Origin of the sequence: Deinococcus cellulosilyticus NBRC 106333 = KACC 11606, from assembly GCF_007990775.1 — a bacterium.
In the GTDB taxonomy this organism is placed as follows: domain Bacteria; phylum Deinococcota; class Deinococci; order Deinococcales; family Deinococcaceae; genus Deinococcus_C; species Deinococcus_C cellulosilyticus.
In genome coordinates this window covers 131,797-144,118 of sequence record NZ_BJXB01000017.1, presented here as the reverse complement: position 1 = coordinate 144,118, position 12,322 = coordinate 131,797, and the positions used below count along the sequence as shown (strand labels likewise).

Here is a 12,322-nt window from a genome sequence, read left to right as displayed (position 1 = left end):
AGTTTATAAAGCAGAATTCCCTCAGACCCCTTTGGGTCTATGAGGAGTTCTGCTTTGTGCTCTGGCTTCAGCTGGATGTCCCCCCGAATGGGGGTCTTCACCTGGTAGACCTCCAGGCCCCACTCAGGGTTCTTCTCCTGTTGCTCAGGAGCCTTCGTCTCAGAGTTGATGCTGACGATTAAACTTGGGTTGATGGAACGAATATCTTCTTCGGAAACGCGCAAAACTCTTGCCAGAGCAGAAAAATACTGGCTCTGTCCAACGCTGACTTTACCTTTTCCATGTTGCTCAAGTAAGTTGCAAAAGGAATTCCAGCCTGTTTAATCACCTGTTCCTGGGTCAAACCGAGTTTTTTACGGCGAGCATGGAATTCAAATTCTGGAGCAAAAGCTGCTTACTTCCTGTCCTCGTCCTCGAACTTGCCCTTGATGTTGTTGTTCTCGGTGGTCGCCACCACGTCGTTGGTTTCCAGATTGTACCGGATGGTGGTGGCGGTCAGTTCTTCCTTGCCCTTGATGGATTTCGCAGGGTTCTGGGGGGTGCCCCGCAGGATCGCCACATTGTCCTTTTCGCTGTACTCCACTTCTTCTGCACTGCTGGTGCGTTCGCCGCTCTTGAGCTGCACGCTTCCCTTCAAAACTGTGGTGTCCTTGTCGACATCCACCACCAGTTTCTGGCTGGTTCCGGTCAGTTTTCCATCTTTCTGCTCCCGCTCGAAGGTTATGGGACCATCGATGTTCGCCAGACCGTCTTTCTCGTCATAAACGAGTTTGCTGCCAGAAAGCTGGGTTTTCCCCTTGGTGATCTTCAGGCCACCTGCATTGCTCTGGGGCTCCACCTGGGGGCAGTCCCCATCGTCATCTTCAATGGCCTTCCCGGAGGACATCTCCAGGTGCCCGTCCCCGTTTTCCTTCTTGTCCATGATGGCCAGAGGGGCTTTGATGCGGTTGTCGTCGATGGTGGCCACCACCGCCTCTTCAGAAGGGTCGTAGAAGATGCCTCTGGTGTTCGGGTCCTGATCGCAGAAAATCGCGAGCCCTGATTCATCCGGGCCGCGTTTGCTCATGACGATGGTCTTGTCTTTGCGTTCCAGAGAAAAAGTCGGCGCAGTGTCCGCTTCCTGGGCGAAAACGGCTGCACCGACAACAAAAAGAAGCAGGGAGGTGAGGCGGTGGATGGGTTTCATTTCACGTCACTTCCATGCTTCTGGTTTTCAGGAATTCTGAATGCGAGATGGCTTACTTAAACTGGGTCTCGGAGAACTCGACGTTGCCTTTGAAGAGGCGCACGGTGTTCTTGTCGGTGTTCTGTTCCAGCGTACCACCGGAGATGGTGGTTTTGTTTTTCGCGTTGTAGCTCTTGGCTGGAGACCCGATCACGATGGCGCGGTTGGCCTTGTCATCGTAGTACACGGTGTTACCGGTGGTGGTGATGTCCCCGTCCACGAGCTTCACGGTGCCTTTGACCAGCAGCAGTTTCTTCTTCTCGTTGGTCAGCACGCGTGCTTCGGTGCCTGTGATGGTCAGCTTGTTGTCCTTGCTGTCTTTGGGGTTTTTGATCAGTTGCACGCTGCCGGTCAGGATGCCCAGTTCTTTCTTCTCATCGAAGACCAGTTTGTCGCTGGTTCCGGTCTGGCGTCCGGTCACCAGGCTCACCTTGCCTGTGGAGGTGGAGATGTTGGTGTCCACATCGAAAGCCATCTGGTTGGCTTTGACGTTCACAGGATCATCGCCCTCTTTTTCAGGAGCGAACACGCTGGTGGCAGGACCTTTGAGGGTGCCCACCCCGGTTTCTTCGGAGTAGGTCAGGCTGGGGCCTTCTGCGGAGAGGCGTCCACGGTTCACCTTGACGGTGTTGGTGAATTCAGCGGTTCTGGAACCTGCAGCCTCGGTCATGGCTTTGCCTGCAGGAGCAGAGAACACAGCGCTCAGGCTGGAGATTTTCAGGTTGCTCACCTGGGCCTGCACGGGCTCTTTCTCGGTGCCTGTGAAAGTGTAGGGTCCGTTTCGCACGTCACCTTTGTAGGTGTCAGAGGCGAATTTCAGAAGTCTCTGCTCTTTGCTGTCTGCAGCCAGAGCGCTCACGCCCAGCAGGGCCACGGCCATCCATACTCGTTTCATTCTTCATCCTCCGGTTTTTCCACGATGGCACCACCGACACACGTTTCAGGTGCATCCAGATCACTCACGAACCTGGGTCTGGTCATCTGGGTGTCTGCTCCAAGGTCAAAAGGAGCAGTGATGGCATCTGCAGTCATGTCCATGTTGGCGGCACGGTACTGCACCTGCTTGCCCGAGAACCCACTGGCCTGGTCAATGGTGACATCTTTCTGGATTTTCAGTGTGGTGCACTGTTTAGGGATGTTAAGGACAGCTTCTTTCATGTGCAAGTTATCTGTCCGATCAATTTCAATCCCGGGCGCAGTGACGGTCATGTCCAGCTCACCTTTCACCATGCGCTTCCCAGTCTGGGTGCCATTCAGGACGGATTTTCCCTCGATGGGATCGTACTGAATGTCTTTGCTGTGAAACTCCCATACAGCATCAGGGTCCTGCTGGGGATACAGCTTCATGCTGACCTCCATCAGTTTGACCCCTTGCGCGGCCTGTACGGAAGGGCTGGGGAGCAGGGCCAGAACAAAGCCCAGAACCAGCAGCAACAGCAGAGCCCAGGAAGCGTAACGTAGCAAGATGATTGAACCTCCGATAGCTAGTGTCCTTGATCAGGACATGAAAAGCGTGAAGTGAGGGTAAGGGTTTATCACCGTAATCCCTGCCACAATGGATTCTTAATGTGCGGGGCCGTGTTTTTCAAAATCGCCTCACTGGATCAACGAAGCGAAAGCTGTACAGGAGGGGTTCAAGAAGAGAATGGCAGCCAAAGGGTACAGGATGAAACTGATCTTTGCAGCACAGTGAGAGCAATGGTGTTCAGCTCCCGAGCGGGTTCAGAGGTGCAGGCAAGTAAGAGGTTGTGAGGCATGGTTGGCTGTGAACTTCTCTGACCTCTCCGCTAAAATGGACCCCTGATGATTGACACCCACTGCCATCTGGATTACCTTGATGACCCCCTGCCAGCACTGGATGAACTGGGCCTCACCACCGTGATTGCCATTGGGGCCGATCCCCAGCATGCCCGCAATGTGATTGCCCTCAGTGAGCAGGACACCCGCATTTACACCGTGGTGGGCCTCCACCCGACAGATGCCCTGCAGGATTCTCCTGAGGTGCGTGCAGATCTGGAAGCCCTGGGCCAGCATCCCCGGGTGGTCGGGGTGGGGGAGACGGGCATCGATTATTACTGGGATGCGGCTCCGAAAGAGGTGCAGATCGCCGCTTTTGAATGGCAACTGGACTGGGCCAGACGCACGGACCGCCCCGTCATCATCCACACCCGTGACAAGCAGAACCGTGAGCAGGCCAGTCTGGATTGTGCGGAGGTTCTGAAAAACGCTGGATGGCACAGGGGCATCCTGCACTGCTGCAACGGACACATGGGTCTGATTGAGGCAGGGCTTGAGCTGGGTTTCCATGTCTCTTTCGCAGGAAACGTGACATACAAAAACGCTCAGGAGTTGCGGGAGGCTGCAAAAGCCATTCCTCTGGACCGAATTCTGGTGGAAACCGATGCCCCTTTTCTGGCCCCCATGCCCAACAGGGGCAAACCCAATCGCCCCGGTTACACCCGTTATACCCTTCAGTTTCTGGCAGAGCTTCTGGGCCTGTCCGAACAGCAGTTTGAAGAGATCACCGAGCGCAATGCCCGTCAGGTCTATCAGATTCCCTGAGGGAGTACCATCCATGATTTAGCTGAGGGGACAGAGCAACAGGCCTGTCCTTTTTCCGTATCCTCAAAGGCCTTGCAAAACAGTACGCTTCTGGCATGACCCGTGAAAACACCCTGAATATTGATGGCCTGAAAAATGCACGACACCTTGGCAACCTGCAGACCCTGGATGGCAAAACCACCCGTGACACCCTGATCCGTTCCGACAACCTCACCCGCCTGACCGAGGCAGGGAAGACCAGCCTTCTTGAATCAGGCATTTCCCTGATTCTGGATGTGCGTGCTCCCCATGAACTCAAGGTGGATGCTCCTCCTTTCAAAGACCACCCTGCAGTCAAATACCTGAACCTCCCTCTGGCCGATGATGCCAACGAGGCGGCACGCATGGCTTCCATGCAGGCCAGAAGCATGAAAGACGTGTATCAGGTGATGGTCACCCACTTCAAGACAGAAATCGGCAGGGCCATGAAAGCCATTGCAGATGCTCCTGAGGGCAAAGTGCTGGTGCACTGTCATGCAGGCAAGGACCGCACAGGCATTGTCATTGCTCTGGCCCTCAGTCTGGTGGGTGTCCCTGATGAGGTGATTGCAGCAGATTACGCCCTCACCGACGAAAACATGGCCGAAATCTATCAGGAGATGCTGGAACGCGAACCCGACCCCCGCAAACAGGCCTTCATGAAAGCCTTCATGGTGAGTCCTCCAGAAGCCATGCTGGGCCTGCTGGACCACCTGCGCACAGAATATGGTGGCACGGCTGAATACCTGCAGGCCTGCGGTCTGACAGATGAGGATCTGGACCGGATCAGGGGGCGTCTGGTGGGGTGATTGCCGAGGGCCGAGAGCAACAAAACACTTGTGCAGCGGTCGGATTTTGCCTCCAACTGGGTTGACTTTGAATGCAAAGCGTTTTGATTCTGGCAACATGCTGGCTGGTGGACCTGCTCTTAACCGCCTCTTTTATAGCGTTAGAGATGTTTTTGCTCTGTCTTGCCTGTTGCCTTAATTCATTTGCCCTCGACCCTCGGCTGTCGGCCCTCGGCTCTCGGCATGCCCAACCCACGAATTCTGCGCTACGATGGTTGGGAAATGGCGAAAATCGAAGCAGCAGAACGCATCAAAGCAATGTCTGCGCCTCAGAAGGTCTATGAGGCGTTCATGGATTTTGAGAATTACAGCCAGTGGTGGCCTGCAGGATGGGAGTTCACCCTGATCAAGGGGGGGAACGTCGGGGCAGAGGTGATGCTGGTGCGGGGCCGCCTGCGCCTGATGCTCACGGTGGTGGATGTGCGTCCCGGTCGGGAGATTCAGCTTCTGGTTGAGGGGGACCTGCATGGTCGGGCCACCATCAAGTTTGAGTACCAGGGGGGCCAGACCGAGATCAATTACCAGATGAGCCTGCAACCCCGTTCCATGAGTCTGATGATCTTCTCGAATGTCGTTCCATATGGCAAGGGCATTGAGAAGACGATCCGGCAGGCTGTGGAGAAATTGAACCAGCAGCTGCCTGCCCGGTCCTGATCAGTAAACTTGAGCGAATAGCACTCACATCTTGTGTTCAAGGTATTGACACATGAATGAGTGAGGTTATAATAGCTACTGGAGTTGGTTGACACTCAAGCCTGAGGCAGACCTGAGTTTTTCTCAGGCTGTGCAGGATGGTGCCGATCAGCGTACTCGCAGAAATTTTTCCGGAGGTTCATCCATGCTGAAACCCTATGGTGATCGTGTCGTAATCGAGCTTGTGCAGGAAGCCCCCCAGACCCGTGGTGGCATCGTTCTCCCCGACAGCGCAAAAGAAAAGCCTGTTCGTGGCAAAGTGGTTGCTGTGGGCAGCGGTAAAGTGCTTGACAACGGCACCCGTGTTCCTGTGGAAGTCAAAGAAGGCGACGTTGTGGTCTTCGCCAAGTACGGTGGCACCACCATCGAAATCGAAGGCACCGAATACACCATCCTCAACGAGCGCGACATCCTCGCCGTTGTTGAGTGAGCGTTTCGAGTCTCACATCACCCTGAACCTTCTCTCTTTGCTGTAAAGGAGTTTCCCCATGCCCAAACAACTGATTTTTGACGAACAGGCCCGTCGTTCCCTCGAGCGCGGCGTCAATGCTGTGGCCAACGCAGTGAAAGTGACCCTCGGCCCCCGTGGTCGCAACGTGGTCATCGAGAAGAAATTCGGCAGCCCCACCATCACCAAAGACGGTGTGACCGTGGCCAAAGAAGTCGAACTCGAGGACAAACTCGAGAACATCGGCGCACAGCTGCTGAAAGAAGTGGCCTCCAAGACCAACGACATCACCGGTGACGGCACCACCACCGCAACCGTGCTGGGCCAGGCCATCATCAAAGAAGGTCTGCGCAACGTCGTGGCCGGAGCCAACCCCCTCGCCCTGAAGCGCGGCATTGAAAAAGCCGTTGCTGCTGCCGTTGAAGAAATTCAGCGTCTGGCCGTGCCCGTGGAAGACAGCAAAGCCATCCAGGAAGTCGCTGGCATCTCCGCCAATGATCCCGAAATCGGCAAAGAAATTGCCGACGCCATGGACCGCGTGGGCAAAGAAGGCGTGATCACCGTGGAGGAATCCCGTGGTCTGGCCACCGAAGTGGACGTCGTGGAAGGCATGCAGTTCGACAAGGGCTACATCTCCCCCTACTTCGTCACCAGCCCTGACAGCATGGAAGCCGTGCTGGAAGAAGCCTTCATCCTCATCAACGAGAAGAAGATTTCTGCCCTCAAAGACCTGCTTCCCGTGCTTGAGCGCGTAGCCCAGACGGGCCGCCCCCTGCTGATCATCTCCGAAGACCTCGAAGGTGAAGCCCTGGCCACCCTGGTGCTGAACAAACTGCGCGGCACCCTCAACATTGCTGCCGTCAAAGCCCCTGGCTTCGGTGACCGCCGCAAAGAAATGCTGAAAGACATCGCTGCTGTGACCGGCGGCGTGGTCATCTCCGAAGAACTCGGCTACAAGCTGGACAACACCACCCTGGACATGCTGGGCCGCGCCAAGCGCATCCGCATCAGCAAAGACAACACCACCATCATCGATGGTTACGGCCAGCAGGTGGAAATCGATGCTCGCGTCAACGCCATCAAGGCCGAACTCGACAGCACCGACAGCGACTACGCCCGTGAAAAACTGCAAGAGCGTCTCGCCAAACTGGCTGGCGGTGTTGCTGTGATCCGCGTGGGTGCTGCCACCGAAACCGAACTGAAAGAGAAGAAGCACCGCTACGAAGACGCCCTGTCCACTGCACGTTCTGCCGTGGAAGAAGGCATCGTCTCCGGTGGGGGCACCACCCTGCTGCGCGTGATTCCCGCTGTGCGCCAGCTCGCCGACAACCTTGAAGGCGACGAAGCCACCGGTGCCCGCATCCTGCTGCGCGCCCTTGAAGAGCCCGCCCGCCAGATTGCCTTCAACGCTGGTTTCGAAGGCAGCGTGATTGTCAACACCGTCCTGAACAACAAAGAACCCCGCTACGGCTTCAACGCTGCAACTGGTGAGTTCGTGGACGACATGATCGCCGCTGGCATCGTGGACCCCGCCAAAGTGACCCGCACCGCCCTGCAGAACGCTGCCTCCATCGGCAGCCTGGTGCTGACCACCGAAGCCATCATCGCCGACAAGCCCGAGCCCAAAGGTCCTCCTGCTCCCGCAGGCGCACCTGACATGGGTGGCATGGACTTCTAAAAATCCTTTCTGGATTTCAGCCCTCTTCCTTCGGGAGGAGGGTTTTTTGTTGTTATGATTCAGGCATGACCTGGAACGGTTTGCAAGCGATCTACGATTTTTTGCTGGACCTGCAAAACCAGCTCATGGACCGTGACCCGCAAGAGGTCCTGGAACTGGCCAGAGCTTATGCAGAAGCCCTCAAAGCGCCCTGGGCTTTCGAGGATTTGCGTCAGGAAGACTTTGATGCATTTGCAGCAAGGATTCAGGACGTGTTAAAGGAGGTGCTCGACGTCTGTGAAGCCCAGGGCTTCCAGAGCCTCTACTTTGAATATGACCTCGACAACGACTGGAATTGCGGGTTTTATTGCAGTGCTCAAGATGCCAGTGGAGATGAAGAGGTTCTGGCAAACTGGCAGCGGCATTTCCCATGTGGTACGTTTCCTGAAATTGGTGCCCTTTATCCTGGCGTTTTTGCAGGCACCCCTGAAGTGGTGGCCCGCAACATGTCCCTGGTTGCATGCATCACAGCCCGATTTGCAGAACAAATTTATGTCCATCAAGAGAGGCTGGAGCGTCTGGGCCTGAAGGTGTTCGTGGGATTTCATGACCAGATTCCAGTCACCTGGGTTCACTGACTCCAACAGACCCCTTCACCCAATTCATACACAACATGTGTATGTTGCTCATCAATGCGCCTGATTTTCGGTTTGTTTCTGAATGCCCTCCCCATGCTGGTTCTGTGGTACCTGCACCAGACCCGTGCAGAGACCCACTGGCTTTTCACCTTGCTGGCCTCGGTGCCCCAGCATGTTTTTATCGTTCCTACCGTCTTTGTGATCTTTTGGAGTCTGTTCAAAAGACGCTGGAAATTGCTGTTTTTGCAGACCTCGCCTGTGCTGGTCTGGCTGTTTCTGCTCATGGGGTTGCAATTGCACCAGCCCGTTTCTGTGCCCCCTTCCAGCCTCAGGGTGATGACCTGGAATGTGCATGGAGGGCTGGCAGGCATGGAACCCATCCTGAACACGGTGAAACAGGTGAAGCCCGACCTTCTGTGCTTGCAGGAAGCCAGAACCACAGGCCCTCGACTGTTCTCTCTGCTCCAGCAGCAAGAAGGTGGCTGGGAAATGGCACAACTGGGAGAGTTGATCCTCCTCAGCCGCTTCCCGGTGGTTCAGAAGCGCAGACTGGAATTTCCCAGTTCAAGACACACAGAGCTTGAAGCCACGGTTCAGATTCAGAACGCCGCTGTACGCATCATCACGGTCCATTTTGACAGGCACCGCCTTGGACCCACAGCCTGGGACCAGAGAATGGGCCGCACCCTGCATGAACGTGCCCACAGGGTCAGCAGCATCCGACAGGAAGGCGTCAATGTGCTGCTGGAATCCTACAGCAAAGCCAGACAGCAAAACCAGCATTTTCTTGCCTGCGGAGATTTCAACATGCCTCCCCTCGGGCCCCTGTACCGACAACTGGGAAGCCACCTGAAGGATGCTTTTGCACACTCGGGGATGGGTTTCGGACACACCTGGAATGCTTCTTTCAAAGTGCTCAGGATCGACCACATCTGGACCTCACCGGACATCACCCTCTTCAGAACCTGGGTGGAGGAGAGCACTGGATCAGACCATCTGCCTGTGGTGACCGATTTTCAGCTGTGATGAAGACGGCTCTATTGCTGTTCCGCCTTCTGCTTTCTGCCCTCGGCTCTCGGCCCTCAGCCCTCGGCTTCCAGACCGTAACCCATCCACCTGAACTTTTTCACCCCCTGCCTGTTACCATGGCCTATGGACACTCAATATCCTGTTGGCCCATTATCCATTCCCGATTCCATCTCCCACGAGCGCTTCGAGCAGTATTTGCAGCTGATGCGGGATTTCCCGAAGGAACTCCACGATCTGGTGTGCCCCCTCACCGAGCAGGACCTGCACAGGCAGTACCGGGAGGGCTCTTTTACCGTTCGGCAACTGGCTTTTCACATTGCAGACGCCCATGACCAGGGATTCAACCGTTTCCGTTTTGGCCTGACCCTGGATGCCCCCACCATTCAGCCTTTTCCACAGGAACTGTGGGCCGGGTTGCAGGACTACAACCTGCCTGTGGAGATTGCGGTCAACCACTTCACAGCCGTGAATGAACGCTGGCTGCACATCCTCAAGCACCTCGCCATTCCCGAGATGGAGCGTGAATTCATCCACCCGGATGAGGGCAGGCAGGCCATCTGGAAACTGGTGAGCAAGCACGAGTGGCATGTGCGCCACCACATCGCCCACATCCGTCTGGCCCTCAAACAGAGTTAATTTGTGTGTGGTAGCGTGTCTCTGATGAGACGTTTTGTCTGGACTGGACTTCTGATGCTTTCCACAGCCTCAGCGATCAACATTCCGCTGGAGGGCTGGACCTCCATCACACCCACGGTGTGGGTGAGCACCGGTTCTGCGTGTTTGCTGCGGGAAACCCAGCACACCAAACCCTTTGAACCTCTTGCCACCCGTCTGGATGCGGATGCTTTTGGCCGCAAACTGAAGGCAGCCCTGGAAGAGCAAAAGATGAAAGAAGTGACCACCGAGGCCACCTCCCGCCTCAACCAGTGGGCAGTCATGGCCACCTACACCATGAACAGTGAAGGCAGAGGCTATTTCGTCACCCAGGTGTACCTTTCCGAAAATGGCAAATTGAGAACCATCACCGGGAGTTCCAGGATCACCAGCGATGACACCTGCACCTTCAAAATGCGGGAGTTTCTGCGTTACGGAGCCTACTGAGGAAGTGTGCCACCAATCAAGCAAAAAAGAGCCTCTTGAGGCTCTTTTTCTTTGCAGCTGGGACTTACTTTGAGCGGGATTGCACAGCCTGATAGATCAGGATGCTGGCAGCCACACTGGCATTCAGGCTCTGGATTTTGCCCTGAATCGGGATGGAGATCAGCTCATCGCACTTCTCGCGGACCAGCCTGCGCATGCCGTCCCCTTCAGAACCGATCACCAGGGCGAGGGGGCGGGCATAATCCACCTGAGCGACACCCATGCGGGCTTCCCCGGCAGCACCGTAAACCCATACCCCATGTTCTTTGAGTTGATCAATGAAGCGGGCCATGTTCTTCACCTGGGCAATGGGCAGGTACGCTGTGGCCCCTGCAGCGGTTTTGGCAACCACAGCAGATAGAGGAGCACTGCGTCGTTCTTCCACCACCACACCGTGCGCTCCGAGCACTTCTGCACTGCGGATGATCGCCCCGAAATTTCTGGGATCGGTGATGCCATCCAGCAGGACCATCAGGACCTGCTCGCCTTTTTCTTCAGCCAGATCGAAGATGTCGTCCACATCACTGAAATGCAGGTCTGCCACTTCCGCAATCAGGCCCTGGTGCTGGGTGGACCCCACCATCTGGTCGAGTTCAATGCGAGGCATGAACTTCAGGGGGATGTTGTATTCTTCCAGCTCACGCACCACGCGCGGCTCAATGCCTTTTGCGACCAGCACTTCAAGCACCTCACCGTTGCGCAGGGCTTCAAAGACCGGGTTTCTTCCATAAATCAGCATTATTTCAGTATACTTCGATCTCAGAGCCTGCAGTCCGTGGGAGGCCTGTCTTCTGGTGTTTCAGCTGTGGTCCATGTTGTTTTGAAAACGATGAAACACAACACCCAAAAAGCATGTAAAATAGACCCGTCACTCCTTTATGCGCCACCTCCATGTGGATCTAGACCGACAATTTGAACAGCTGGAACTTCAGCTGATGCGGGCCACTTTAGGCATTGCTGCGCTGGGAAGCACAGCAGCCTACTGGGTGTCCATCTCCCAGTACTCCTGGCTGTACCATGTGACCCTGCCTTTTTTGCTGCTGGCCTGGCTGATCCTGTCGGTGGTGGTGTGGCAGGCTCCGAAAACCTACCCGATCATCAAGCACATCTACCTGGGCACCACAGTGCTTTATCTGCTGATCTGCCTGAATGGCTTTTTCGAACAGAGCACCGCGCAACCCCTGTTCCTGGCGTTCAGCCTCTGGTTTCCGGTGCAGTACATGGTGATTTATGTGCTGTATCCCAGCCATCTGGCCCACCGTTTTGCACTGGGACTGCTGGTGCTGAGCCTGTTCAGCCTGGTGGTTCACCTGGGGGTGCTTTCCAGAATTGATCCCAGCCAGATGGCGTGGCTGATTCACTTCTATGTGGCGTCTGTGGTGACCATCATGATGTCCCGCTACGTGATCCTGATCAAGGACAAGTACGTGCTGGCCTACCGGGAAGCCAACAGTGATGCCCTCACAGGCCTCTACAACCGCCGTTATCTGGAAGACCAGCTCAATGAGGTGGTCAGTTACGCCGTGCGTTACGACAAGACGGTTTCGGTGCTGTTGCTGGACCTGGATCACTTCAAGCAGATCAATGACCTGTTCGGGCATGCCACGGGAGACATCATCCTCAAAGGTTTTGCAGAGGTGCTGCACCTCCACCTGCCCAAAAACGCCATTGCAGGTCGCTGGGGCGGAGAGGAATTTCTGGTGATCCTCCCCGAAATGGACCTGCACCGGGCCTGGCAGGTGGCCGAGTACATCCATGTGGTGATGCGCTCCATCAAGTTCAAGAAGGTGGGCAGCGTGACCATCAGCGTGGGGGTGTCGGAACTCGCTCCCCTGGACTCCATCCAGACCCTGATTCAGCGGGCAGATCAGGCCCTCTATCAGGCGAAGGGGGCAGGCCGCAACAAGACCATGCCTCAACTCCACGACATCCAGCGCAGTGCCCTTTACCCCAGCACCAAACCTGCCAAAACCCTGAACTGAAATTCGGATGATCCCTGCCTTCCATCAGGATGATCCCGATTTTGTTGTTCTGGCGCTTCAATTTTTGATCTGATGCAGTTAA

14 protein-coding genes are annotated in these 12,322 nt (G+C 55.6%); 10 read left to right on the top strand and 4 right to left on the bottom strand.

Annotated elements, in window-relative coordinates; genetic code table 11:
• Nucleotides 1-394: 394 nt before the first annotated feature.
• The 3 genes from DC3_RS18395 to DC3_RS18385 are packed head-to-tail and all read right to left on the bottom strand — an operon-like array spanning nt 395 to nt 2,689.
• On the bottom strand, nt 395-1,186 hold the full coding sequence (locus DC3_RS18395) for an LptA/OstA family protein (RefSeq protein ID WP_146886887.1): 792 nt from the start codon (nt 1,184-1,186) through the stop codon (nt 395-397).
• A gap of 52 nt (nt 1,187-1,238) precedes the next feature.
• A complete protein-coding gene (locus tag DC3_RS18390) occupies nt 1,239-2,120 on the bottom strand; it encodes an LptA/OstA family protein (protein ID WP_146886885.1) in 882 nt (293 codons plus the stop codon).
• Entirely contained in the window at nt 2,117-2,689 is a 573-nt protein-coding gene (locus DC3_RS18385) for a hypothetical protein (RefSeq protein WP_146886884.1), read from the bottom strand. Before DC3_RS18385 ends, DC3_RS18390 begins: the two co-directional genes overlap by 4 nt.
• Before the next feature lie 339 nt (nt 2,690-3,028).
• Here DC3_RS18385 and DC3_RS18380 point away from each other — a divergent pair, with 339 nt between their 5' ends.
• From DC3_RS18380 to DC3_RS18340, 9 genes are all read left to right on the top strand, one after another.
• Nucleotides 3,029-3,787 carry a TatD family hydrolase gene (locus tag DC3_RS18380; RefSeq protein WP_146886882.1) on the top strand — a complete coding sequence of 253 codons (759 nt, stop codon included), beginning with the start codon at nt 3,029-3,031 and terminating at the stop codon, nt 3,785-3,787.
• Nucleotides 3,788-3,882: 95 nt separating this feature from the next.
• Nucleotides 3,883-4,614: a tyrosine-protein phosphatase gene (locus DC3_RS18375; protein ID WP_146886880.1), complete on the top strand. Its 732-nt coding sequence runs from the start codon at nt 3,883-3,885 to the stop codon at nt 4,612-4,614.
• A gap of 222 nt (nt 4,615-4,836) precedes the next feature.
• Entirely contained in the window at nt 4,837-5,307 is a 471-nt protein-coding gene (locus tag DC3_RS18370; RefSeq protein WP_146886879.1) for an SRPBCC family protein, read from the top strand.
• Between the two features lie 184 nt (nt 5,308-5,491).
• Nucleotides 5,492-5,776, top strand: coding sequence for a co-chaperone GroES (gene groES, locus DC3_RS18365; protein WP_146886877.1), 285 nt, complete (start codon nt 5,492-5,494; stop codon nt 5,774-5,776).
• A 58-nt stretch (nt 5,777-5,834) separates the two neighbouring features.
• Nucleotides 5,835-7,472 carry a chaperonin GroEL gene (gene groL, locus DC3_RS18360; RefSeq protein ID WP_146886875.1) on the top strand — a complete coding sequence of 546 codons (1,638 nt, stop codon included), beginning with the start codon at nt 5,835-5,837 and terminating at the stop codon, nt 7,470-7,472.
• Nucleotides 7,473-7,537: 65 nt separating this feature from the next.
• Nucleotides 7,538-8,089 (top strand): hypothetical protein, encoded by a 552-nt coding sequence (locus DC3_RS18355; protein ID WP_146886874.1) that lies wholly within the window; start codon nt 7,538-7,540, stop codon nt 8,087-8,089.
• A gap of 54 nt (nt 8,090-8,143) precedes the next feature.
• Nucleotides 8,144-9,115, top strand: coding sequence for an endonuclease/exonuclease/phosphatase family protein (locus DC3_RS18350; RefSeq protein WP_146886872.1), 972 nt, complete (start codon nt 8,144-8,146; stop codon nt 9,113-9,115).
• Between the two features lie 126 nt (nt 9,116-9,241).
• On the top strand, nt 9,242-9,754 hold the full coding sequence (locus DC3_RS18345; RefSeq protein WP_146886871.1) for a DinB family protein: 513 nt from the start codon (nt 9,242-9,244) through the stop codon (nt 9,752-9,754).
• 24 nt (nt 9,755-9,778) lie between these two features.
• Nucleotides 9,779-10,219, top strand: coding sequence for a hypothetical protein (locus DC3_RS18340; RefSeq protein ID WP_146886869.1), 441 nt, complete (start codon nt 9,779-9,781; stop codon nt 10,217-10,219).
• 64 nt (nt 10,220-10,283) lie between these two features.
• Here the strand turns inward: DC3_RS18340 and rlmB are convergent, their stop codons facing one another.
• Entirely contained in the window at nt 10,284-10,997 is a 714-nt protein-coding gene (gene rlmB / locus DC3_RS18335; protein WP_146886867.1) for a 23S rRNA (guanosine(2251)-2'-O)-methyltransferase RlmB, read from the bottom strand.
• 139 nt (nt 10,998-11,136) lie between these two features.
• On the opposite strand from rlmB, the gene DC3_RS18330 reads away from it, so the two are divergent.
• Entirely contained in the window at nt 11,137-12,240 is a 1,104-nt protein-coding gene (locus DC3_RS18330) for a GGDEF domain-containing protein (RefSeq protein ID WP_146886865.1), read from the top strand.
• Nucleotides 12,241-12,322: the final 82 nt, after the last annotated feature.